We start from the raw sequence: 24,082 nt of genomic DNA on the forward strand, positions 1-24,082 counted from the left end.
GCCCCACCCCCCTGCTCGTAGGAACCAGTTAAGGGCCCGGGGATCCCCCGTCACCTCCTCCGCCGGGAGGAAGGGCCCCCTGTCCCTGCCTCCGGACATCCCCTAGGGGATGTCCGCCCCTCGGACCCCGGCGGCTCAGGGATTCCTTCCGGGGACCGCCGGTGAGAAGGTGTCCGGGGTCAACTGCGTGCACAGTGAAAGGATCTCGGTGGACACAGGAGAGCGCGGCGACGGAGCGGGTGAACGCACCGGGGGGACGGCGGGGGACGGCACCGCGGCACCCGACACCGACGCCCCCGGCGGCGGCGCGGAGGCGGGCACGCCGGGGCCCGCCGGCGAGAAGGCCGGAACTCCCCGGACCGGGGACGGCCGCACCGCCCCCGGCCGTCCCCTGGTCGCCGCCCTCATGCTCGGCATGGGCCTGGTCGCCCTGGAGGGCACCGTGGTGGCCACCGCGGTCCCCCAGATCGTCGGCGACCTCGGCGACTTCTCCCTCTTCTCCTGGCTGTTCACCGGCTACCTGCTGGCCGTCACCGTCACGCTGCCCGTCTACGGCAAGCTCTCGGACACCTTCGGCCGCAAACCCGTGCTCCTCTTCGGCACCGGCCTCTTCCTGGTCGGCTCACTGCTGTGCGCGGCCGCTTGGAGCATGACCGCCCTCATCGCCTTCCGGATCGTGCAGGGCCTGGGCGGCGGCGCCATCCAGGGGACCGTGCAGACCCTCGCCGCCGACCTCTACCCGCTCCGCGACCGCCCCCGCATCCAGGCCCGCCTCTCCAGTGTCTGGGCCTCCTCCGCCCTCGCCGGACCCGTCCTCGGCGGGCTCCTCGCCGCGTACGCCGACTGGCGTTGGATCTTCCTGCTCAACCTGCCCGTCGGCGCCCTGGCCCTCTGGCTCACCGCCCGCCACCTCCACGAGCCGGCCCGCCCCCGCGGCGGGCCCGTCCGCATCGACTGGGCCGGTTCGGCGGGCGTCTTCGCCTGCGGCGGCCTGCTCCTCTTCGCCCTGGTGCAGGGCGGGGTGGCCTGGCCCTGGTGGTCCTGGCAGACCGGGCTGCTGCTCGGCGGCGGCGCCCTGGCCGCCGTGTTCACCGGCTGGGCCGAACGCCGCGCCCCCGACCCGGTGCTGCCCGGCTGGGTGTGGCGCCGCCGCACCCTCGCCGCCGTCAGCCTGGCCATGGGCGCCCTCGGCCTGCTGATGGTCGCCCCCATGGTGTTCCTGCCGACCTACGCCCAGTCCGCGCTCGGACTCGGCCCGGTCGCCGCCGGGTTCGTGATGTCGGCCATGGTGCTGAGCTGGCCGGTCTCCGCGGCCTTCAGCCAGCACGTGTACCGGCGGATCGGGTTCCGGGACACCGCCGTCCTCGGCATCGTGCTGGCCGGGCTGTGCCTGGCGGCCTTCCCCCTGCTCCCCCATCCCGCCGAGCCCTGGCAGCCCGCCCTGCTGATGCTGGGCCTCGGCGCCGCCCTCGGCCTCTTCCAACTGCCGCTCATGGTGGGGGTGCAGTCCACGGTGGGCTGGGCGGAGCGCGGCACCACCACCGCTTCGGTGCTGTTCTGCCGGCAGGTGGGCCAGAGCGTGGGCGCGGCCGCCTTCGGGGCCGTCGCCAACGCCACCCTCACCGCCCGGCTCGCCGCCTCGGACACCCCCGGGCTCCCCGACCACCTCGACGAGGTCTCCCGCGCCCTGGCGGAGCCGGAGCGCCTGAGCGGGTCCGCCGCCGAGCAGTTGCGGGCCGCGGTGACGGCCGCCGTGGACCACGTGTACCTGGGGGCCGCCGCGGCCGCCGTCCTCGCCCTGCTGGTCCTCCTCGGCATGGCCCCGCGCCGGTTCCCCGTCCTGCCCGAGCACCGCGCCGAACCGGCCGCGTCCGCCGGCGCCGGGGACCGCCCCCGCACCGCCCGGCCCTGACCGCCCGACCCGACCGTGCGGCCCAGACCGTGCGGCCCCGACCGTCCGGGGCGGTCGTCGACCGGATCGCGAACGCCCGCCCCGCGCGCCCGGGTTGTACCCGACCCCCGGCAGCGGGTAGACCAGCGGGGAGGAACACTCCGGGGGGAGCGACACGATGGACGTACGGGCATGGGTGACGTTGGGGGCGGCGATCGCCGCCGCGGCCGGGGCGGTGGGGCTGGCCACCCGACGGGGACCGCTCCTCGGCAAGGACGGCCGGGTCTCCACTTCCCGCACCTTCGCCCTGCTGTGGTCGCTGGTGCTGGCCTGGATGCTGGTGACCCTGCTCGTGTACGCCCTCGCCGACGGACGCGGAATGGAGTGGTTCGGCGGCCCGGACGGCCCGCTGGACCCGATCACCCCGCTGTACCTGCTGCTGCTCGGCGGCCCCTACCTGGCGCACCTCGGCGCCAAGGAGATCGTCTCGGCCCGGGTCTCGGGCGGGCGCCTGGCGAAGCCGCGGGCGGCCGCCGGCGAGGACCGGCTGCGGGACCTCGTCCACGACGACACCGGCCGCACCGACCTCGCCGACTTCCAGTACGTCCTCTTCAACGCGGTCGCCCTGGCCTACGTGGTCGTGCCCTTCCTCTGCGACATCCGTCGCGGCCTGCCCGACCTGCCCGCCGAGATCGCGCTGCTGACGGGCGCGCCCGCCGCCGCCTACCTCGCCAACAAGGCCGTCAGCCGGCCCGTCCCCGTGATCACCGCCGTCACCCCGGGCCCCGGGGTGCTGGTCCTGTCCGGGGGCGGTTTCGTGCCCGCCGGACCGCTGCCCGACCCCGTCGCGGCCGCGCCCGCCGTCCTGGTGGACGGCAGCCCCGTGCCCGTCCTCGCGGCCGCCCCGGACCGGGTGGAGGCCGCCTGGGAACCGCCGCCGGGCGGCGTCGGCGCCCCCGTCTCGGTCCAGCTGGTCACCGCGGCCCAGCTGCTGAGCAACGTCTTCGTCCGGCCCCCGGACGCGCCGACCGGCCCGGCGGACGCGCCGCGCCCCGCCCCGGATCCCGTGGCCGCCCCCGGGCCCGAGCCGGTGCCCGCGCCACTGCCCGTGCCCGTACCCGCGCCCGAGGCGCTGCCCCTGAACTCGCCCGGTACGGCCCCGGAACGGCGCGTCGCAGGCGGCGGGGACACCGGCCCGGAGGCCGGCCCCGGCGGGATCAGTCCGCGCTCGGAGCGGCCCGGCCCGTGAGCGCCGCCAGGCTGGAGCGGACGTGGTCCATGTGCGCCCGCATCTCGTCCTGGGACTCGGCGTGCTCGCGCAGCAGCCGCTCGGTCTCCCGGACCACCCGCTCCTCGCGGACCCGGGCCCCGGCTATCAGCTCGGCCGCCCGCGCGTCCGCGTCCTCCTGCCCGTGCCGGGCGCTCTCCTCCGCCTCCGCGTAGGCGCGCCGGGCCTCCGCCAGGAGGTTGCGGCCCCGCTCCTCCAGCTCGGCCTCCCGGGCCGCACCGGCCGCCTCGCGGGCCGCGGCCTGCCGTTCCGCCGTGTCCCGCCGGTCGGCCTGCTCCTGCTCGTGGGCCGCCCACAGGGTGTCGGCCCGCTGCACCGTCTCCCGGAAGCCGTCGTGGGCCCGCGCCCGGACCTCGGCCGCCTCCCGGCGGGCCTGCGCCGCCAGGTCCTCGGCCTCGCGCCGGTCCTGCTCCAGCCGCTGCCGGGCCCGCACCTCGGTCTGCTCGCGCACCGCCGCCGCGTCCCGACGGGCCAGCTCCGCCACCCGTGCCGCGTGCGCGCCGGCGTCCGCCCGGGCCTCCGCCTCCACGGCGCGGGCCTCCCGGGACAGCTCCGCGGCCTCCTCGTGGGCCAGCGCCAGGATCCGCCGGGCCCGCTCGCTCAGCTCCTCGTAGGTGGGCTGGGACAGCCGCGCCACCTCCTCGCGGAGCCGGGCGGCCTCCTCCTCCAGCTGGGCCAGCAGGGCGCTCAGCCGGGCCTCCCGGGTCAGCGCCTCTTCTCGGGCCGACCCGAGCGCGGCCACCCGACGGTCCACGTCCGCCGGGCGGTACCCGCGGCCCCGGACGATCGCGAATCCCTGCGGCGAAACGGCTGCGCTCATTCTTGGAGGCCCCTCTCCCTGCGGACGGCTACGGCGGCGCACCGGGTGCGAGGACCCGGCGCCCCATGTCAAAAGGCCCCCGATCCGGTCCCCGGACGACCACATGTCGCGCAGAAGAGGACAGGTTCAGCGGCTCACGGTCAAGGATGCGCCATTTGGCGCCAGAAGCCAGAATCCGGACAGAGAAAACGACCGCCCCGGGATCCCTCTCGGAATCCGGAGCGGCCGCTCCTCACAGCCCCGGCGGCGCCGGAAGGGGCCTCCTACAGCAGGCCGTCCCACATCTGCTCCACCAGCACCGACCACCAGTTCTCCGGCCCCGCCAACGCGGCCGGATCCAGACCGGCGAGATTCGCCTGGAAATCGACGGTCCAGCGGCCCGCCTGCTCCGGGGTCAGGTGCAGCCGGAGCCGCCACATGTGCCCGAGCATCGCCAGCGAGCGCGCGAACTGCGGCAGGCTCGTGCTCACGAACTGCGGAGCCACGGAACCGCCGTCGGGCCCGGCCTCCACCGGTACGGCCACGATGTGCGCCGTCCCGTACTGCACGCACAGCGCCTTGCCGAAGTCGCTGCCGACCACCAGGTACGAACCGGCGTCCGGAGCCGCCCGCACGCCCCGCTGCGCCGCGAGTTCCGCCAGCGTCGGCACGGGCTGCCCCGGCACGGCCTGCGCCCAGAAGAACGGCCCGAAGTCCACCGGCAGACCGGCCACCACCAGGGTGTGCGCGACGAGGTCGGGCACCCCCTGCCGGGACACCGCCCGCTGGTCGAACCGGAACACGCCCTGCGGCCCGAAGGCCCCGGCCAGCTCCTGCCCGATGACCTCCATCGGCACCGCGGGCTGCAACGGCACCTGCGGCAGCGGCGCCCGCACCGGCGCGGGCCGCGCCGGGCCGTCCGCCACCTGGTGCAGCTCGCCCTGGTGCGTCAGGAGGTGCCGCATGCCCTGCTGCCGGCCCGCGTGGTCGGAGCCGTACGGGGCCACGCTCGTGATCCGCACCTGCGGCCAGGTCTCCCTGATCATGCGGGCGCAGTAGCCGCCCGGCAGTTCGCAGGAGGCCAGCTCGGTGTGCAGCTCCAGCACCTGCTGCGGGGGCACGTTCATGGCCCGCAGCTCGTGCAGGATCTGCCACTCCGGATGCGGGGTGCCCGGCGCGGAACGCCGGATCAGCTGCTGCTCGGAGCCGTCGGGAGCCCGGTACCGGAGCACGGCCTGGTACCCGGGACCGACCGTCGGCACCCCGGGGGCGCCCTGCGGGGCCCCGGCCGGACCGGGCGGCGGTACGGCGGCTCCCTGCGGCGCCCCGGGGGGACCGGGCGGGGCCGGGGGCTGCCCCGGACCACCGGGCGCACCCAGGACCGACGGGCCCGCGAGCATCGTCGCCGCGTGGTGCACGTCCCCACCGCCGGAACCCGGAGCACCCGGGGCAGCTCCGACGGGCCGCTCGGCCCCGGAAGCGGAACCGGGGGCGGAACCGCCACCGGAGTCACGGGCCGGGTCCGGTCCCGGGGCCGGCGGCAGCGCGCCGTCCACGGCCGGGCCGCCCACCACCGTGCGGGGCAGCCCGCTGCCGCCCTGCATCAGCGTCGTCTTGGCCTCCGGGGCGACCCCCGAGCCCGCCCGCGCCTCGTCCACGTCCGAACCGGACAGCGGCGGCGCGAAGACCGTGGCGGGCAGCGGCACCGACTCCTCCTCGGCGGAGCCCGTGTTCACGTCCGTACCGGCCCACGGGGTGTGACCCGAGGGGACCGGCGCGGCCCCGTCCACCGGACCGGCGGCACCGCCGGCACGCCCGGGATCGGGGAAGTCGGCCGTGTCGTCCGCCACGGGAGCCCCGAACGGCACGGTCACCTCGCCCGCGTCGCCGGCCCCGCTCCCGGAGGCGGAACGGACGGGGAACCCGGCGGCCGGGGTGTCCGCTTCGGAAGCGGCGGAAGCATCGGGGGCTGCCGGGGAAGTGAAAGCGGAATCCAGACCGGAAGCACCGCCGGAACCGGCCCCCGGACCCGGCCCGCCGGGGATGCCCGCCCGGTCGGCCGCCTCCTGGAGCCACTCCGGCGGGCTCAGCATGAAGGAGGTCTGCTCCGAGTCGATCCGCTGCGGCGGCACCGAGCTCTCCGCCTCGACCACCGGGGCGGCTCCGTACGCCTCCTCGAAGCGCCGGATCACCTCGCCCACGGGCAGCCCCGGCCACAGGGTGGCCTCACCGCTGTCGCGGGCGATCACCAGCCGCTGCCGGCCGCCGCCGGACACCGGGCCGTTCGGACGGTCCTCCGCCCACACCACGAAGCCGAGCCCGAACTCCCGGACCCGCACCTCCCGGTGCTGGTAGGCGGGCACGTCGCCGTTGACCCATTCCTCGGCGCGCTCCTGCGCCTGCGCGAACGTCACCACCGCGTCATCGCCCCTCGACCGGGACCACGCGCGCGAAGCCGCCGTCCACCATCAGACCCGCCACCGTCTCCAGCTCCGCCGGACTGCCCGCCAACCGCTCCAGGAAGGCGTCGAAATCGGCGCCGCAGGGCAGCAGCAGCCGCTCCACCCGCTCCTGCACCGACCAGCCGTCCCGGTCCCGCGCGTCGTCGAAGAGGCAGAACCACACCGAACCCGCGCCGTCCCCGCGCACCTTCACCGCGACCAGACCGCCCTGGACGTAGCCCACGGCCAGGAAGTCCTTGGTCAGGTGGTCGCGCAGACACTTGTTGGCGTACACGAGGTCGTTGACCGCCGCCTCCTCGCGCACCGTGAAGAACGGCTGGTCCACCAGCAGTCCCAGCTCCGCGTCGAGCGCCACGCCCGCCGGGGCACAACCACCGGCGGCCTTCAGGAAGGAACGGTACGCCTCGGGCAGCCGGTACCCCAGGTCCTCCTCGACCCCCTGCACCTGCTGTTCCGAGACCGCCACGCCCGACCGGGGCAGCAGGAAGTGCGCGGGCCGCCGCTCCTGGAGCGGGCGCGTGCCCCTCTTCTCGTGGTCCACCACCGCCGAGGCCAGGCCGGCGTGGTGTCGCAGCAGGGCCTTCACCTCCGCGGGGACCAGCTCCAGGCGGCGCGTGTCCGCCACGTGGTGCCACAGCCAGCCGTGCGGGGTGGCCACCGGGGGCACCGACTCCCACAGCTCGTGCCCCGAGGCGTGCAGGGCGGCGTTCGCCGACACGTAGTCCGTCAGCCGCAGCTCGTCCGCGCCGAAGCCCTCCGGGGGCTCGGCGATCTCCACGGCAGCGCGCGCGTACGGCGAGAAGTCCGGACGGCCGCTGCCGTCCATCCGCACGCCCCCGGGGAACCGCGCAGCACGGACCGGGTCCGGAAACTGCACGACCTGCCCGGAGTACGCGGCATTGGGTGGCACGGCCTGCTGCCCGAGCCGACCTGTCGTCATGGCGGTAGCCCCCTGCTGGATCTGGCTGGTTCCGCACAGCCTATGCGCTCGCGCAAGACCCCCCGCCTCCCCGCACACCCACCTCGCCGGCACGACCGGGAACATCCGAATTGGTACGAAAATTCGACCCCGCTTCCGCACGGCAGACGACATTTGGCAATCTGTCCCACGGCACGGGGGCGTGCTCGACGGAACGGAACGGCACCGCGGGCCACGGGAGGGACAGCACCACCATGCACAACACGGCGACACGAACCGGCCGCACCGGCCACGGCGACGAGGACCACGCCGACGGCACCACCGGAGACCCGCGCCTGCGTTGGAACGAAGCGGGCGGCCCCGTCCCGGCCCACGCTCCCGTCCTCCGCTTCCGCCGCGACGGCATCCTCCCCACCGTGGCCGCCGCCCTCTCGGTGCGCGGCGAGACCCTCACCGGCACCGCCGCCAAGGGCGACCGGCCCCCCGTCCTGCACCCGCTCGTCCAGGACTTCCTGGACACCCTGGCCACCGCCCAGCGGGAACGCTTCACCGGCCGATGTCCCGAGGCCCTCCTGCTGTCCCGGCACCTCGCCGCCGTCGAGGGCGCCCGCAGCAAGCGCGCCTCCCGCAAGCCCCTCACCCACGGCGAGGCCCGCCGCTCGCTCCGCCAGGCCCGCCTCACCGCCCGCCGGATCCGCGAGGACGGCGACCCCCTGCACGGCAGCTACGCCCCGCCCTGCCGCTCCTGCGACGCGATGCTCGCCCACTTCGGCGTCCGTCCCGTGGACCTCACCGCCACCGACCCCGCCACGAAGGGCTGACCGCCGCCATGCGCCGACCCGCCAGCGGCACCGCGGCCGCCTCCTACGACCGCTCCTCCGCGACCCGCTTCCCCGTCTCCGTGGACGCCACCCTGCGCACCGCCGGCTGGCAGCCCGGGCGCTGGGACATCAAGCAGGCCGAGTACTGGGCGGACGCCCTCCGCGACCACACCACCCCGGCCGGGCACCGGCACACGGTCTTCCCCGCGGCCGTCGAGGCGTGGGCCGAGTTCGGGGGCCTGACCCTGACCGCCTCCGGGCCCGGACGGCAGATAGCCCCGACCCCGGTGCGGATCGACCCCCTGACCGGGCTGCACCTGGCCCGCACCTTCAACGACCTGGGCCGCGCGCTCGACACCACGGTCTGCCCGCTGGGCACCGAGGCGGACGGCCGGGCGCACCTGGCCATCGACGCCACGGGGCGCGTCTACTCCGTGGACGACACCGGCGACTGGTACCTGGGCGCCCACATCGACGAGGCCCTCGGGACCCTGCTCACCGGTCTCCAGCCGGTCCGCCTCACCACCTGACGGGTCCGGCGCCCGCTCAGGCGGCCTCCTCCGGATCGGCCTCGGCGCGGTCCCGTACGGATGCGACGGGCGGGGCCGGCAGCACCGCCGACACCCGGAAGCCGCCCGCGTCGGTCGGGCCGGAGACGAAGACGCCGCCCAGCCCGAGGACCCGTTCCCGCATGCCCACCAGTCCGTTGCCGCCGCTGGGCAGCGCGGCGGCGGCGCAGCCGGGGCCGCCGTCCGGGAGTCCGTTCTCCACCTGCATGGCGACCTCGGCCCCGCGGTGCGCCAGCCGTACCGTGACCGCCGCGCCCGCGGCGTGCTTGTGGCAGTTGGTCAGGGCCTCCTGCACCACGCGGAAGGCGGTCTGCTCCACCTCCGGCGGGTAGCCGCGCACCGCTCCGTGGACCTCCAGCACCACCGCCATGCCCGCCGCCCGGGACTGCCCCACCAGCGCCTCGATCTCCGCCAGCGCCGGCCCGTCGCCGGGAGCGTCCGGCGGCGCGGCGGGGACGGCCGCGGGTCGCGCGACCGGGGGCCGCTTCGGCTCGCCGGCGCGCAGCACGCCCAGCATCTCCCGCAGCTCGGTGAGGGCCTGTCGGCCCATGTCCCCGACCAGCGCGGCGTTGCGGGCGGCCTTGACCGGGTCCTTGCCCGCCACCGCCTCCAGGGCCGCCGCGTGGACCACCATCAGGCTCACCCGGTGTGCCACCACGTCGTGCATCTCCCGGGCGATCCGCGTCCGCTCCTCGGTGCGCGCCCACTCGGCCCGTTCCTCCGCACGGTCCGCGAGCAGGGACAGCTCCCGCTCCAGCGAATCCGCACGCTCCTGCAAACTCTCCATGAGCCGGCGCCGGGCTCCTATGTACAGCCCCAGCAGCACCGGCGGCACCGTCAGCGCCACCGCCATGAACGCGGACAGGACCATCACGTAGCCCCGCTCGGCGTCCACGTCCCCCTGGGTGCGCACGTACGTCACGACGAAGGAGCCCGCCAGCGACATGGAGGCCAGCACCGCGGTCACCCGGCGCGGCACCTCCGAGGCGGCGAGGGTGTAGAGGCCCACGATGGCCAGCAGGAAGCCCATGACGGCCGGGGTGACGGCGATCCCGACGAGGACCACGGCCACCGGCCACCGGCGGCGCAGGACCAGGGTCGCGCCCACCACCAGGCCGAACAGCACCCCCACGGCCACCGGGACGGACGCGTCCCGGGCGAAGCCGACCCCTTCCAGGGCGCACTCCAGGGAGGAGACCGCCCCCAGTCCGATGTCGAGCGCGGCGCTCCGCCGCCGTTCCCACCACAGCGGTCCGGCCCGGCCCGCCCCCGCCCGCTCTGCCCCCGTACCGGTCATGCCGCCAGCCTACGGGCGGCCCCCCGCACCCGTGCGACCGGAAATCCTGCGAACGCGCGGCCGCACGGGGCACGCGCCGGTCACCGGAGGGCGTCGCACCGTCGCGTCGGAGGCACCTGGTGCGGCATAGTAGGGGCGGTTGACCCGATCAAGAGGGCGTGATGTCCTGATTGATCGGAAATTATCCCCCGTAGTGTAATTGGCAGCACAATGGCTTTTGGTGCCATTAGGTTCGGGTTCGAGTCCTGACGGGGGAGCCCATCGCATCCGGGTCCCGACTTCACGGTCGGGACCCGCGCTCGTTTGAAGGGTGTAACCCCCCGGTATCCTTCGGTCGTCCACCCCCGAAGCCGAAGGGCACACCCGTGAGCGCCAACCGCCCGGCAGCCGTCGTCGTACTCGCAGCGGGTGAGGGCACCCGCATGAAATCGGCCACCCCGAAGGTCCTGCACGAGATCTGCGGCCGCACCCTCGTGGGCCACGTGGTCGCCGCCTCCCGCGAGCTGGACCCCCAGCACCTCGTCGTGGTCGTCGGCCACGCCCGCGAGCAGGTCACCGCGCACCTGGCCGAGGCGGACGCCGGGGTCCGCACCGCGGTGCAGTACGAGCAGAACGGCACCGGGCACGCGGTCCGGATGGCGCTCGAAGAGCTCGGCGGGTCCGTGGACGGGACCGTCGTCGTGGTCTGCGGGGACACCCCGCTGCTGACCGGCGAGACCCTGCGCACGCTCACCGGGACCCACGAGGCCGACGGCAACGCCGTCACCGTGCTCACCGCCGAGGTGCCCGACTCCACCGGCTACGGCCGCATCGTCCGGGACGCCGCCACCGGCGCCGTCACCGCGATCGTCGAGCACAAGGACGCCTCCGAGGCCCAGCGGGCGATCCGCGAGATCAACTCCGGGGTGTTCGCCTTCGACGGCAAGCTCCTGGCGGAGGCCCTCGGCCGGGTCCGCACGGACAACAGCCAGGGCGAGGAGTACCTCACCGACGTGCTGGGGATCCTGCGCGAGGCCGGCCACCGGGTGGGCGCGGCCGTCGGCCGGGACCACCGCGAGATCCTGGGCATCAACAACCGCGTGCAGCTCGCGGAGGCCCGCGCCCTGCTGAACGCGCGCCTGCTGGAGCGGGCCATGCTCGCGGGCGTGACGGTCGTGGACCCCGGCAGCACCTTCGTGGACGTCACGGTCACCTTCGGCCAGGACGCGCTGATCCACCCGGGCACCCAGCTCCACGGGGCCACGCACATCGCGGAGGGCGCCGAGGTCGGCCCGAACACGCGCCTGAAGGACACCCGGGTGGGCGAGGGCGCGCGGGTGGACAACACCGTCGCCGACCGCGCGGTGATCGGCGCGGGCGCCAACGTCGGCCCGTTCACCTACCTGCGACCGGGCACCGACCTGGGCCCGAAGTCGAAGGCCGGCGCCTTCGTGGAGATGAAGAACGCCACGGTGGGCGAGGGCTCGAAGGTCCCGCACCTGTCCTACGTGGGCGACGCGACCATCGGCGACTTCTCGAACATCGGCGCCGCCAGCGTCTTCGTGAACTACGACGGCGAGAAGAAGCACCACACCACGGTCGGCTCCCACTGCCGGACCGGTTCGGACAACATGTTTGTGGCTCCGGTCACGGTCGGGGACGGCGCCTACACGGCCGCCGGCTCGGTGATCACCAAGGACGTGCCGGCCGGTGCGCTGGCCGTCGCCCGGGGCCAGCAGCGGAATATCGAGGGCTGGGTGGCCCGCAAGCGTCCGGGAAGCGCCGCCGCTCAGGCGGCCCAGTCGGCGGGGCAGCCCACCGCCGACGAAGTCTGACCGGAAACAGGTACGCCGCTGACGGCGTACCGTGATAGGTGCACGCAATTCGGCTGGCTCACCGCGCGCGGGACGGACGCGCACGGGGGCGCAGCAGCAATCAACACGTCTGAGGAGACAGTGCTGTGACCGGGATCAAGACGACCGGCGAGAAGAAGCTGATGCTCTTCTCCGGCCGCGCCCACCCCGAGCTGGCCGAGGAGGTCGCGCACCAGCTGGGTGTCGGTCTCGTGCCGACGAAGGCCTTCGACTTCGCGAACGGTGAGATCTACGTCCGCTTCGAGGAGTCCGCGCGCGGCGCCGACTGCTTCCTGATGCAGAGCCACACGGCTCCCATCAACAAGTGGGTCATGGAGCAGCTGATCATGATCGACGCGCTGAAGCGCGCGTCGGCGCGATCCATCACCGTGATCATCCCCTCCTACGGCTACGCCCGTCAGGACAAGAAGCACAAGGGTCGCGAGCCGATCTCGGCCCGCCTGGTGGCGGACCTGCTAAAGACGGCCGGCGCCGACCGCATCCTGACGGTCGACCTGCACACCGACCAGATCCAGGGCTTCTTCGACGGCCCGGTGGACCACCTCTCGGCCCTCCCGGTCCTCGCGGACTACGTGGGCGCCAAGGTGGACCGCACCAAGCTGACCGTGGTCTCCCCCGACGCCGGCCGCGTGCGCGTGGCCGACCGCTGGTGCGACCGTCTGGACGCCCCGCTGGCCATCGTGCACAAGCGGCGCGACAAGGACGTGGCGAACCAGGTCACGGTCCACGAGGTCGTCGGCGAGGTCCGCGGCCGGGTCTGCGTCCTGGTGGACGACATGATCGACACCGGTGGCACCATCTGCGCCGCGGCCGAGGCGCTCTTCGCGCACGGCGCCGAGGACGTCATCGTGACGGCGACGCACGGCATCCTGTCGGGCCCCGCCGCGGACCGTCTGAAGAACTCGAAGGTGAGCGAGTTCGTGTTCACGAACACGCTGCCCGACCCCTCCGACCTGGAGCTGGACAAGATCACGGTGCTGTCCATCGCCCCGATGGTCGCCCGCGCGGTCCGCGAGGTCTTCGAGGACGGCTCGGTGACCTCGCTCTTCGAGGAGCAGCAGTAGCTCCCGCGGGCTCCGGCCCGTGCGGTCCACCGGGGCCGCGATAGATCCTTTTGGGTGCGGCCTCCCGGCCGGGTAGACTCCACGAGTTGCTCGGCGAGGGAGGCCGCACCTTTGTGTGCGGGTGCTCCGTTATCGACGCGCTCTTCGTAGCAGGCCGTTCAGGCCGGGTGACTCCAGTTCCGTTTCCGTCACCCCACGAGGAGTGAGCATGTCCGAGGTCAAGCTTTCCGCCGTTCTCCGTGACACCTTCGGCAAGGGCTCCGCCCGCCAGGCCCGTCGCACCGCGCAGACCCCCGCCGTCATCTACGGCCACGGCACCGCCCCGAAGCACGTCTCCGTCGAGGCCCACGGCCTGATGATGGCCCTGAAGACCCCGAACGTCCTGATCTCCCTGGACATCGCGGGCGACGGCAACGAGCTGGTCATCCCCAAGGCCATCCAGCGCCACCCGCTGAAGCCGGTCATCAACCACGTCGACTTCCTGATCGTCAAGAAGGGCGAGAAGGTCACCGTCGAGGTTCCGGTCGTCACCGAGGGCGAGCTGGCCGCCGGCGGCAACCTGCTGGAGACCCTCCTCACCACCGTCTCCGTCGAGGCCGAGGCCACCCACATCCCGACCGAGGTCACCGTCTCCATCGCGGGCCTGGAGGCCGGTGCCACCGTGCACGCCTCCGACCTGGTCCTCCCGAAGGGCACCACCCTGGCCGTGGACGGCGAGACCCCCGTCCTGCAGGTCGTGGCCCCGCAGGCCGAGGAGCCGGCCGCCGAGGCCGCCGAGGGCGACGAGGCCTGAGCCTCCCCTTCCCGTTGCCGATCGACCGCCGTCCGGCTCCACTGGAGCGGGACGGCGGTCGTTCCATGTGAGGAGCCTGACATGTCGGACGACGCGGCCCCCTGGCTGATCGTGGGGCTGGGCAACCCGGGACCGGAGTACGCGGGGAACCGCCACAACATCGGTTTCATGGTGGTGGACCTGCTGGCGGAGCGGATGCGCGGCAAGTTCAAGGCCCACAAGGCGCGGGCCCAGGTCGTGGAGGGCCGGATCGGCCCGCCCGGCCCGGCGAACCGTCGCGTGGTGCTGGCCAAGCCCCTGTCGTACATGAACCTGTCCGGGGGCCCGGTGACGGCCCTCCGGGACTTCTACAAGGTGCCCGTGGAGCGGATCGTCGCCGTCCACGACGAGCTGGACATCGACTACGCGACCCTGCGGCTGAAGCTCGGCGGCGGGGACAACGGGCACAACGGCCTGAAGTCGATGACGAAGTCGATGGGCCCGGAGTACCACCGGGTGCGCTGCGGGATCGGGCGGCCGCCCGGCCGCATGCAGGTCGCGGACTTCGTGCTCAAGGACTTCTCGTCCACCGAGCGCAAGGAGCTGGACTGGTTCGTGGACCGGTCCGCCGACGCCGTGGAGTGCCTGGTGACGGAGGGCCTGGAACGGGCCCAGTCCTCGTACAACTCCTGAGCCGTCCGGCCCCGACGACGCGAGAGCCCCCGCCCCCCTCCTGCGAGGGGGGCGGGGGCTCTCGTGCGTGCCGGGGCGGGTCAGCCGGTGTTGCGGAGACCGGCGGCCACGCCGTTGACGGTGAGCAGCAGGGCCCGGGAGAGCAGCGGGTCGGGCTCCTCCCCGCGGGCGGCGGCGGCCCGCTGCCGGGCGAGCAGCGAGACCTGGAGGTAGGAGATCGGGTCCAGGTAGGCGTCGCGGACCGAGAAGGTCTGCTGGAGCACCGGCTGGGAGTCCAGCAGCTCCTCCCCGCCGGTGATGCGGAGGACCTCGCGGACGGTCAGCTCGTGCTCGGCCTCGATGAGGGCGAACACGTGCTTGAGGTCCTCGGGCACCAGGGTGTCGACGTAGTGGCGGGCGATCCGCAGGTCCGTCTTGGCCAGCGTCATCTCGACGTTGGAGAGGAAGTTGCGGAAGAAGTGCCAGCGCTCGCCCATCTCCGTCAGGACGTCCTCGTGACCGGCCTCGCGGAGGGCCTTGAGGCCCGAGCCGACGCCGAACCAGCCCGGGACGATCTGGCGGGACTGGGTCCAGCCGAACACCCACGGGATGGCGCGGAGGCCGTCGAGCCCGGCACCGGAGTCGGGCCGGCGGGAGGGCCGGGAGCCGAGGTGCAGGTCGGCGAGCTGGTCGACGGGGGTGGCGGCGAAGAAGTACGCCGGCAGGTCGGGGTCCTCGACCAGGCGCCGGTACGCGGAGTGCGCGGCGTCCGAGACGATGTCCATGGCCGTGTCCCAGCGGGTCAGGGCCTCGTCGGACTGGCGCGGCGCGGTGTGCAGGGCGGAGGCCTGCAGGGTCGCGGCGACGGTCAGTTCGAGGTTCTCGCGGGCCAGGGACGGCACCAGGTACTTGTCGGAGATGACCTCGCCCTGCTCCGTGACCTTGATCTCGCCCTCCAGGGTGCCCCAGGGCTGGGCGAGGATCGCGTCGTGGGAGGGGCCGCCGCCGCGGCCGACGGTGCCGCCGCGGCCGTGGAAGAGGCGCAGCCGGACCCCGTAGCGATGGGCGACGTCGCGGAGCCGGCGCTGCGCGCGGTGGATCTCCCACTGGCTCGTGGTGATGCCGCCGAACTTGCTGGAGTCGGAGTAGCCGAGCATGACCTCCTGGACGTCCCCGCGGAGGGAGACCAGGCGGCGGTAGGAGGGGTCGGCGAGCATCTCGTCGAGGATGACGTCGGCGGCGCGCAGCTCGTCCGTGGTCTCCAGGAGCGGCACGATGCCGATCTTGGCCCAGCCGGCGTGCAGGTCGACGAGTCCGGCCTCGCGGGCCAGCAGGGCCGCGGCGAAGACGTCGTCGGCGCCCTGGCACATCGAGATGATGTACGACTCGATGACCTCGGGGCCGAACTTCTCGAAGGCCTCCTTGACGGTGCCGAAGACGCCCAGGGTCTTCAGTCCGGCGGCGTCGAGGGGGGCCGGGGTCGGCGCGAGCGGACGGCGGGAGCGGAGCTCCTTCGCGAGGAGCTTCTGCCGGTACTCGCGGGGCATGTCGGCGTAGCGCCAGGACTCCTCGCCGAGGCGGTCGAAGAGCTGCCCGAGGGCGTGGTGGTGGGCGTCGGCGTGCTCGCGGACGTCCATGGTGGCGAGCTGGAGGCCGAAGGCCGCCAGGGTGCGGATGGTGCGGTCCATCCGGCCGTCGGCGAAGAGGCCGCCGCGGTGCTCGCGCAGGGAGCTCTGGATGAGGGTGAGGTCGTGCAGCAGCTCGGTGGTGCCGAGGTAGTCGCGGCCGTCCTCGTGGGGGGTGCCCTTGGCCAGGCGTTCGCGGGTGTTGAGCAGCTTCTGCCGGATGCAGGTGGCCTTGAGCCGGTAGGGCTCCTCGGCGTTCAGGCGCTTGTAGCGGGGGCTGATCTCCGGGAGCCGGTCGAGGTCCGCCCGGAGGGAGTCGAGCAGCTCCTCCGTGGCCCCCGCGTAGCGGATGGAGTTCGAGAGGAGTCCGCGGAGGAAGTCGACGAGCTCCAGCGCGTCGGTGATGCCGTGCTCGTGCTGGAGGATCAGGACCTCGCGGGTCACGTCGGGGGTGACGTTGGGGTTGCCGTCGCGGTCACCGCCGATCCAGGTGCCGAAGGTGAGCGGGCGGGTGCCCGGCGGCAGCTCGACGCCGACGCGGCGGAGCTCGGCGGCCAGGTCCTCCAGGACGTCGCCGACGGCGCCGGCGTGCAGCTCGTCGAGGTAGTAGATCGCGTTGCGCGCCTCGTCGGCGGGCTCGGGGCGGGAGACCCGGAGCTCGTCGGTCTGCCAGACGAGGTCGATGTTCTCGGCGAGCCGCAGGTCGTGGCGGCGGCGCTCCCCGGCGCCGCTGACGGGCTCCTCCAGGAGGGCCGCGATGCGGCGCAGCTTGTTGAGGACGCTGCGCCGGGCCGCCTCGGTGGGGTGCGCGGTGAAGACGGGGCGCACGTTGAGGTTGCGCACGGTCTCGCGCAGGTGCTCGGGATCGGCGTCCTTGAGCATGTCGGCGGTCCGGGCGAGGAGACCGCCCTCGGCCGCGCGGTGGGCGCGCAGTTCCTTGCCGCGGTGCACCTGCTCGGTGACGTTGGCGAGGTGGAAGTACGTGGAGAAGGCACGGACCAGCTTGGCGGCCGTCTCCAGGTCGGTGTCGCCGAGCAGTTCCGCGGCGGCCTCGCCGTCGGTGCGGGTCAGGGCGCGGACCCGCTCGACGAGGTCAAGGAGGTCCTGACCCTCCTGGCGGACGAGGGTCTCGCCGAGGAGGTCGCCGAGGCGGCGGATGTCGGCGCGCAGCTCTGCGTTGCCGGTGGTGTTCTGGTCAGCACTGCTCACAGGTGCGGCTCCTTGCAGTGTTCGAGCGCTACTGGAGGTGGGCTCCGGGGTGGTGCGGCCGTGGCCGCGGGCTGTCCTCCTGGTGCGTGGGTGTTGCCGCCAGGTGTGCAGCCCCGGGCTGCCCGTGCGGACCGCGCTGTCCGACGCGACCAAGGATAGGTGGCGCGCGGGAGGCTACCGGTCATGTCTTGAGGGGTGGACGAGTCACCCTTGCCGGATGCCGGCGCCCTGGGATACTTACGTGGCCGTAGGTTACGGAACCGTAGCCTCGGCTTCCTGCCGCTTCCGACACCCATGTACAGGGGATGCCCGATGACGATCAGCCCGGACGTGCTCGAAGACGCCGCGGAGGGGGCCCGGCCGCCGGAACCGCCGCTCTCGGCGACCCGCGGCGGTGAGAGCAAGCGGTCGGTGGAGCAGGTGGCGCTGCTGCTGTTCATCACCGTGCCGTTCCTGGCGCTGGCTGCCGCCGTACCGCTGGCGTGGGGCTGGGGGGTGAGCTGGCTGGACCTGGGCCTGATGGTCTTCATGTACTTCTGGGCCTGCCACGGCATCACGATCGGCTTCCACCGCTACTTCACGCACGGCTCCTTCAAGGCGAAGCGGCCGCTGCGGATCGTGCTGGCGATCATGGGCTCGATGGCGGTGGAGGGGCCGCTGGTGCGCTGGGTCGCCGACCACCGCAAGCACCACAAGTTCTCCGACGCGGAGGGCGACCCGCACTCGCCGTGGCGGTTCGGGGAGACCGTGCCCGCCCTGATGAAGGGCCTGTGGTGGGCCCACATCGGTTGGCTCTTCGACGAGGAGCAGACGGACCAGCAGAAGTACGCGCCGGACCTCATCAAGGACCCGGCGATCCGGCGGATCAGCCGCGACTTCGTCTTCTGGACCATGCTGTCGCTGGCGATCCCGCCGCTGGTCGGCGGTCTGGTGACGATGTCCTGGTGGGGCGCGTTCACGGCGTTCTTCTGGGGCTCGCTGGTGCGCGTGGCGCTGTTGCACCATGTGACCTGGTCCATCAACTCGATCTGCCACGCGGTGGGCAAGCGGCCGTTCAAGTCGCGGGACCGCTCCGGCAACGTCTGGTGGCTCGCGGTGCTCTCCTGCGGCGAGTCCTGGCACAACCTGCACCACGCCGACCCGACCTCCGCCCGGCACGGCGTGCTGCGCGGTCAGGTGGACTCCAGCGCGCGTCTGATCAGGTGGTTCGAGCTCGCGGGCTGGGCCTCCGACGTGCGGTGGCCCTCGGAGTCGCGCATCGATGCCCGACGCAGGGACAAGGCCGCGAACGCGGCATGATGGACGACGTGGCGATCGACAGCGGCATTTCCAGTGACAAGCCCCGGCGCGGCCGCCGGGTCCGAATGACCGGCGCGGAGCGGCGTCAGCAGCTGCTGGACATCGGTCGCACCCTCTTCGCGGAGAAGGGCTTCGAAGGCACCTCGGTGGAGGAGATCGCGGCCAAGGCCGGCGTGTCCAAGCCGGTGGTGTACGAGCACTTCGGCGGCAAGGAGGGCCTGTACGCGGTCGTGGTCGACCGGGAGATGCGGCAGCTGCTCGACGGGGTGACCGGGGCGCTCACCGCCGGGCACCCCCGGGAGCTCCTGGAGCAGGCGGCGTTCGCGCTGCTCGACTACATCGAGAGCTACACGGACGGCTTCCGGATCCTGGTGCGGGACTCCCCCGTGGCCCAGTCCACGGGCACCTTCGCCTCCCTCATCAGCGACATCGCCACCCAGGTGGAGGACATCCTCGGGCTGGAGTTCAAGGCGCGCGGCTTCGACCCGAAGCTGGCCCCGCTGTACGCCCAGGCGCTGGTCGGCATGGTGGCCCTGACCGGCCAGTGGTGGCTGGAGACCCGCCGCCCGAAGAAGGCCGAGGTCGCCGCCCACCTGGTGAACCTGGCCTGGCACGGGCTGGACGGCCTGGAAGCCAAGCCCCGACTGATGGGCCACCGCAAGAACTGACCCACCCGCCGGCCCCGCCTCGATCGCCGGCGGGGCCGCAGATGTGGGGCCGCCCCACCGATGCGCTCCCTCGCCGCACGAGCCGGGTGGGGCTCCCCATCGAGTGCGGCTCGTGGAGGGGCCCGACCGCCGTTCCGGCCGGCCGCTACGGCTCGCTCACCCCTCCGTCCAGCCCGCCGGACCCGCGCCGAACGACGGACGGGACCACCCACTCCAGCCCCGCCGGCGCTTGAGGCGGTTCGTGAGCCGTGCCGGACCACCGGCACCGGCACCCTCCGGCCCGCGCGGCGATCGAGCGCATCGGTGAGGCGCGCCCGCCGACCGGTCCCGGCCCACCCCCGCACCCCGCACCCCGCACCCCGAGCCCCGAGCCCCGAGCCCCCGCAGGGGACCGGTGAGGCCGCCGAAGGTTGTACGCGGGCGATCTTCTTTTTCTCCCGCCGGGGCGACTAGCCTCCGATCGGGGCTCCGTCAGGTTCCGCGCACCTCGTCACCCGAACCGGCGGATCCCTCCGCATCCGCGGAACCGCAGGGCCCGCTCCGCGCGTCAGGAACGGCGCGGGGCAAGGGGGGCCGAGGGGGCCGCATCGACCCGCACCGACCCGAGCGCACGGTTTCCGGCCGCCCGCCGCACCCCCCACTCCCGCACGTCCACCACCATCCACCAGGGGGATTCCTTTGAAGCACTCGCGCACCACGCGCAGGGCCCGCGTCGCGGCCTGCACCGCGATCGCTCTCGCCGCGGGCGCCCTGTTCGCCGGTCCCGCCGCGGCCTCGGGGGCCGCGGACGGACCGCACGGTTCCGTCCAGCGCACCGCCCCGAAGGCGGACCCGCGGTCCGACGTGGACCTGCCCCGCCAGACCGCCCGCGGCACCTTCCGGTCCGCCGCGGCCGCGGCCCCGCTCCGGTTCGACGCGGACCGGGACGGCGAGGCCGACCAGCTGTACCTGGCCATCGACGGGAACTACTACGTGGCCCCGGGCGCCGGCGGCGAGGACGTGGAGTTCTCCCTCGGCCAGAACGCGAGCCTGGACTACAAGGACGTCATCCCGGTCGGCAAGCTCGACGGGGACGCCTACCACGACCTGTTGACCCTCTCGACGGACGGCAAGCTCTCGCTGTTCCGCGGCACCGACTCCTTCGGGACCTCCACCACGGCCGCCTGGACGGGTGCCGGCTGGAACATCTACAACAAGGTGTTCTCCCCCGGCGACCTCACCGGTGACGGCCGGGCCGACGTCCTGGCCCGCGACCACGGCGGCGTCCTGTGGATCTACAAGAACAACGGCACCGTCTCCCGCCCCTTCGACTCGCGGGTGAAGGTCGGCGCCGGCTGGCAGTACTACGACCACCTGATCGGCACCAACGACGTCAACGGCGACGGGATCGCCGACCTCGCCGCCCGGGACACCACCGGCAACCTCTACACCTACCTGGGGACGGGCAACACCCTCGCCCCGTTCAAGGCCGCCGTGAAGGTCGGCACCGGCTGGAACATCTACAACCAGGTCGTCGGCACCGACGACCTGAACGGCGACGGCCTCGGCGACCTGATCGGCCGCACCACCGCCGGTCAGCTGTACGTCTACTACGCGACCGGCTCCGGCACCTGGACGGCCCGCGCGGCCGGCGCCCCCGACCTGAGCTTCGTCACCCAGTTCGCGGCGCAGGGCGGGGTGCCCGCCTTCCAGCGGGCCGACACCATCGCCCGGGACTCCGCGGGCACCCTGTGGTGGTACTACTCCAAGAACAACGGCACGCTGAGCAAGCGCCAGCAGATCAGCGACCCGGGCGGCTGGAAGGACGCGAAGATCACCCTGGCCTCCGCCCTCGGCCGGTACAACGCCTCCGACCTGGTCGAGGTCGCCGGGACCAAGCTGTACGTGAACGGCAAGCCGCTCACCTCGGGCTGGGACATCTACAACCACCTGGTCGGCGCGGGCGACCTCAGCGGCGACGGCAAGGGCGACCTGCTGGCCCGCGACAAGTCCGGGGTGCTCTGGCTCCACCAGGGCAACGGCTCCGCCACCGGCTTCTCCGCGCGCGTGAAGATCGGCGCGGGCTGGGGCGCCTTCACCAAGCTCAGCGGCGCCGGCGACCTGACCGGCGACGGCCGGGGCGACCTGCTGGCCCGCGACGGCGCCGGCAACCTCTTCGTCTACCCGGGCACCGGGCAGGCCGGGGCGCCGTTCGCCAAGCCCATCAAGACGGGCACCGGCTTCAACATCTACAAGCAGCTCCTGGTGGCCGGTGACCTGACCGGCGACGGCCGCGCGGACCTGCTGGCCACGGACGCCTCGGGCGTCCTGTACCGCTACGACTCGTACGGCAACGCGAAGCTCACCGCTCGCGCGAAGATCGGCACGGGTTACCAGATCTACCCGAACATGTACTAATTTTCGGCGGTGCCCCTCTCCGGACCGGAGCGGGGCACCGTTGTGCCTTCATCAGGGGGGAACCTGTGTCACCCAAGCATCTCGGCCGCACCGCGGCCTGCACCGCGGTCGCGCTGGCCGCGGGCGCGCTGCTGAGCGCCCCGGCGGTCGCCGCGGAGCGGGCCGGGGACCGGCCGCAGCGCACCGTACTGCCCGCCACCCCGCCGGGGTGGGAGCAGCCGGTGGACCGGCCGGTGCGCGCCGCCCAGGCGGGCGAGGCCCGCTCCGGCGCGGTCGCGGCGGCCGCCCGCGCGGTCGCCCCGCGCTTCGACCCGAACGGGGACGGCTTCCCGGACGTCCTGTACCGCGCGGTCGACGGCAAGTACTACGACGCCCCCGGCGGCAACTCCCGCCACACCGCCTACGGGGTGGGCATCGGGCTGCGCGAGGACTTCGCGTACAAGGACGTGATCCCGGTCGGCCGTCTCGACGGCGACTCCCGCACCGACCTGCTGACGCTGACCGCGGACGGTGCCCTCCAGCTCTTCCCCGGCGCCTCGAAGTCCGCCACGCGGACCTCGGCCACCTGGACGGGGCGCGGCTGGCAGACCTACAACAAGGTGTTCTCGCCCGGCGACCTGACCAAGGACGGCAAGGCCGACCTGCTGGCGCGCACCTACAACGGGGCCCTGTACCTCTACCCGAGCACGGGCGAGGCGCGGACCCCGTACAAGGACCGCGTGCTCGTCGGCGCGGGCTGGGGCGCCTTCGACCAGCTGGTCGGCGTCAACGACGTGACCGGCGACGGGATCGCGGACGTGGTCGCCCGGACCGCGGGCGGCGACCTCTACACCTACCCGGGCACCGGCAGGAAGTCGGAGCCGTTCGGGGCGCGGAAGAAGGCCGGTCACGGCTACCAGATCTACAACCAGCTCGTGGGCGTGGACGACCGCGACGGCGACGGCGTCGGCGACCTGGTGGGTCGCACCACGGGCGGGTCCACGTACCTGTACCGCGGCGACGGCAAGGGCGGTTTCCGGGCCCGCGAGACCACGGGCAGCGGCTGGTACCTGGCGCGCGTGTTCGGCGCCCAGGGCGGCATGGCCGACACCGGCCGGAACGACCTGCTGGCGCGGGACTCCGCGGGCACCCTGTGGTGGTACTACGGGGCCAACAACGGTCTGCTCGGCCCGCGCAAGCAGCTGAGCGACCGGGGTGGTTGGAAGGGCGCCACGCTGACGTACGTGTCCTCGCTGGACGGCGACAACGACGCGGACATCCTGGAGCTGTGGAACAACCACCTTTACATCGAGGGCCGTGACATCGGCTCGGGATGGGCGGCGTACAACGCCATCCTCGGGGCCGGCGACCTGAACGGCGACGGCCGCGCCGACCTGCTGGCCCGCGACAAGGCCGGCGGGGCGATGTACCTGTACCGCGGCAACGGCAAGGGCGGGGTCTCCGCGCGGCTGAAGGTCGGCTCGGGCTGGGGCGGCTTCACCAAGCTGACCGGCGCCGGTGACCTGACCGGCGACGGCCGCGCCGACCTGGTGGCCCGGGACCGGTCCGGCAACCTCTACCTGTACGCGGGCACCGGTTCGGCCTCGGCCCCGTTCAAGGGCAAGGTCCGCATCGGCACCGGCTACAACGCCTACCGCCACCTGGTGGTGACCGGTGACCTGACCGGTGACGGCCGCGCCGACCTGGTCGCCACGGACTCCTCGGGCAACCTGTGGCGCTACGCCTCCTACGGCAACGGCAAGCTGACCGCCCGCGCGAAGATCGGCACGGGATACGGGATCTACCCGAACCTGTACTGACGCGCCCGGTCCGCGCACGCGGCCCGCGCAGGGTGCCCCGTCCCGGATCTCCGGGGCGGGGCACCGTCGTGTCGGGCGCGGGCTCAGGTGGTGGGGGTGTCGAGCTGGGTGTCCGGCAGCGGCTTCCCCTCGACGCCGAGGACGCGTTCCCCGTCGAGGAGCCAGCCGGTGCCGTCGCGGACGAACCTCAGCTCGTGCCGGAGCACGTATTCGGTCGCGGCGGGGTCCCGGTCGGCGGGGCCGCCGAAGAAGAGGCTGGTGTGCTCCGTGACCTCAAGGGTGGCGTCGTCGCCGTCCACCGTGGCCGTGTCGACGGTGACCTCCACGGTCGCCTCGCGGTAGCCGCCGTCCTTCTTCGCGTGCGCGTCGCCGCGGGCCATCAGCTCGGTGGCGTCGGCCCGGAACTCCTCGCGCAGCCCCTTGGTCAGCGGGGCCGTGGCCACCGCGGCGAGGGCGGTCCGGGAGCGCTCGGTGGTGAGCAGGTCGGCGCGGAGGCGGAGGTGTTCGCGGCCCACCTCCGTCAGGGCCTTGCGGTCCTCGGCGGGGGCGGCATCGCCCTCCGCCGTCGAGCAGCCGGTGAGCAGGGCGAGGGCGAGGGCCGCCGGAACGAGGGCGGTGCGGGTCGGCTGGTGCACGGGTGCCTCCTGGATGCCTGACTGGTCACGATCATGGACACGT

General features: G+C 73.7%; 18 protein-coding genes and 1 tRNA gene. 13 read left to right on the plus strand and 6 right to left on the minus strand.

Annotated features, from left to right (window positions below; all coding sequences use genetic code 11):
• Nucleotides 1-109 precede the first annotated feature (109 nt).
• Entirely contained in the window at nucleotides 110-1,912 is a 1,803-nt protein-coding gene (locus tag ABTZ17_RS02425) for an MDR family MFS transporter (RefSeq protein ID WP_502994577.1), read from the plus strand.
• Between the two features lie 157 nt (nucleotides 1,913-2,069).
• Nucleotides 2,070-3,140 (plus strand): hypothetical protein, encoded by a 1,071-nt coding sequence (locus ABTZ17_RS02430; protein WP_352193603.1) that lies wholly within the window; start codon nucleotides 2,070-2,072, stop codon nucleotides 3,138-3,140.
• Here ABTZ17_RS02430 and ABTZ17_RS02435 read toward each other — a convergent pair.
• The 3 genes from ABTZ17_RS02435 to ABTZ17_RS02445 form a co-directional block, all read right to left on the minus strand.
• Nucleotides 3,109-3,999: a cellulose-binding protein gene (locus ABTZ17_RS02435; protein ID WP_352193604.1), complete on the minus strand. Its 891-nt coding sequence runs from the start codon at nucleotides 3,997-3,999 to the stop codon at nucleotides 3,109-3,111. The two genes, ABTZ17_RS02430 and ABTZ17_RS02435, sit on opposite strands and share 32 nt — an antisense overlap.
• A 263-nt stretch (nucleotides 4,000-4,262) precedes the next feature.
• Nucleotides 4,263-6,395, minus strand: coding sequence for an SUKH-4 family immunity protein (locus ABTZ17_RS02440; protein WP_352193605.1), 2,133 nt, complete (start codon nucleotides 6,393-6,395; stop codon nucleotides 4,263-4,265).
• A 4-nt stretch (nucleotides 6,396-6,399) separates the two neighbouring features.
• Nucleotides 6,400-7,380 (minus strand): SMI1/KNR4 family protein, encoded by a 981-nt coding sequence (locus tag ABTZ17_RS02445; RefSeq protein WP_352193606.1) that lies wholly within the window; start codon nucleotides 7,378-7,380, stop codon nucleotides 6,400-6,402.
• A 233-nt stretch (nucleotides 7,381-7,613) separates the two neighbouring features.
• On the opposite strand from ABTZ17_RS02445, the gene ABTZ17_RS02450 reads away from it, so the two are divergent.
• A complete protein-coding gene (locus ABTZ17_RS02450) occupies nucleotides 7,614-8,180 on the plus strand; it encodes a YwqJ-related putative deaminase (protein ID WP_352193607.1) in 567 nt (188 codons plus the stop codon).
• A gap of 8 nt (nucleotides 8,181-8,188) precedes the next feature.
• Nucleotides 8,189-8,710 (plus strand): SUKH-3 domain-containing protein, encoded by a 522-nt coding sequence (locus ABTZ17_RS02455; protein ID WP_352193608.1) that lies wholly within the window; start codon nucleotides 8,189-8,191, stop codon nucleotides 8,708-8,710.
• A 16-nt stretch (nucleotides 8,711-8,726) separates the two neighbouring features.
• Here the strand turns inward: ABTZ17_RS02455 and ABTZ17_RS02460 are convergent, their stop codons facing one another.
• Nucleotides 8,727-10,046: a sensor histidine kinase gene (locus tag ABTZ17_RS02460; RefSeq protein WP_352193609.1), complete on the minus strand. Its 1,320-nt coding sequence runs from the start codon at nucleotides 10,044-10,046 to the stop codon at nucleotides 8,727-8,729.
• 184 nt (nucleotides 10,047-10,230) lie between these two features.
• On the opposite strand from ABTZ17_RS02460, the gene ABTZ17_RS02465 reads away from it, so the two are divergent.
• The 5 genes from ABTZ17_RS02465 to pth all read left to right on the plus strand — a co-directional run bounded on the left by ABTZ17_RS02465 (nucleotide 10,231) and on the right by pth (nucleotide 14,428).
• Nucleotides 10,231-10,303, plus strand: a tRNA-Gln gene (locus ABTZ17_RS02465).
• A 108-nt stretch (nucleotides 10,304-10,411) separates the two neighbouring features.
• A complete protein-coding gene (glmU, locus tag ABTZ17_RS02470) occupies nucleotides 10,412-11,860 on the plus strand; it encodes a bifunctional UDP-N-acetylglucosamine diphosphorylase/glucosamine-1-phosphate N-acetyltransferase GlmU (protein WP_352193610.1) in 1,449 nt (482 codons plus the stop codon).
• Nucleotides 11,861-11,985: 125 nt separating this feature from the next.
• Nucleotides 11,986-12,963, plus strand: a complete 978-nt coding sequence (locus ABTZ17_RS02475) for a ribose-phosphate diphosphokinase (RefSeq protein WP_352193611.1) — start codon at nucleotides 11,986-11,988, stop codon at nucleotides 12,961-12,963.
• A 208-nt stretch (nucleotides 12,964-13,171) separates the two neighbouring features.
• Nucleotides 13,172-13,756, plus strand: a complete 585-nt coding sequence (locus ABTZ17_RS02480; RefSeq protein ID WP_352193612.1) for a 50S ribosomal protein L25/general stress protein Ctc — start codon at nucleotides 13,172-13,174, stop codon at nucleotides 13,754-13,756.
• 81 nt (nucleotides 13,757-13,837) lie between these two features.
• Complete coding sequence (gene pth, locus ABTZ17_RS02485) at nucleotides 13,838-14,428, plus strand: aminoacyl-tRNA hydrolase (protein WP_352193613.1); 591 nt, start codon at nucleotides 13,838-13,840, stop codon at nucleotides 14,426-14,428.
• Between the two features lie 80 nt (nucleotides 14,429-14,508).
• On the opposite strand, the gene ppc is transcribed toward pth, so the two are convergent.
• Nucleotides 14,509-17,241 carry a phosphoenolpyruvate carboxylase gene (gene ppc, locus ABTZ17_RS02490; protein ID WP_352193614.1) on the minus strand — a complete coding sequence of 911 codons (2,733 nt, stop codon included), beginning with the start codon at nucleotides 17,239-17,241 and terminating at the stop codon, nucleotides 14,509-14,511.
• Nucleotides 17,242-17,553: 312 nt separating this feature from the next.
• Here ppc and ABTZ17_RS02495 point away from each other — a divergent pair, with 312 nt between their 5' ends.
• From ABTZ17_RS02495 to ABTZ17_RS02510, 4 genes are all read left to right on the plus strand, one after another.
• Nucleotides 17,554-18,540, plus strand: coding sequence for an acyl-CoA desaturase (locus tag ABTZ17_RS02495; RefSeq protein WP_352193615.1), 987 nt, complete (start codon nucleotides 17,554-17,556; stop codon nucleotides 18,538-18,540).
• Nucleotides 18,537-19,208, plus strand: coding sequence for a TetR family transcriptional regulator (locus ABTZ17_RS02500; protein WP_352193616.1), 672 nt, complete (start codon nucleotides 18,537-18,539; stop codon nucleotides 19,206-19,208). The genes ABTZ17_RS02495 and ABTZ17_RS02500 overlap by 4 nt, the downstream gene beginning before the upstream one ends.
• 678 nt (nucleotides 19,209-19,886) lie before the next feature.
• Nucleotides 19,887-21,605 carry an FG-GAP repeat domain-containing protein gene (locus tag ABTZ17_RS02505; protein ID WP_352193617.1) on the plus strand — a complete coding sequence of 573 codons (1,719 nt, stop codon included), beginning with the start codon at nucleotides 19,887-19,889 and terminating at the stop codon, nucleotides 21,603-21,605.
• Nucleotides 21,606-21,670: 65 nt separating this feature from the next.
• Complete coding sequence (locus ABTZ17_RS02510) at nucleotides 21,671-23,404, plus strand: FG-GAP repeat domain-containing protein (RefSeq protein WP_352193618.1); 1,734 nt, start codon at nucleotides 21,671-21,673, stop codon at nucleotides 23,402-23,404.
• 83 nt (nucleotides 23,405-23,487) lie between these two features.
• Here the strand turns inward: ABTZ17_RS02510 and ABTZ17_RS02515 are convergent, their stop codons facing one another.
• Complete coding sequence (locus tag ABTZ17_RS02515) at nucleotides 23,488-24,039, minus strand: hypothetical protein (protein ID WP_352193619.1); 552 nt, start codon at nucleotides 24,037-24,039, stop codon at nucleotides 23,488-23,490.
• Nucleotides 24,040-24,082: the final 43 nt, after the last annotated feature.

This window comes from Streptomyces sp. NPDC097619, from assembly GCF_040302735.1.
GTDB lineage: Bacteria > Actinomycetota > Actinomycetes > Streptomycetales > Streptomycetaceae > Streptomyces.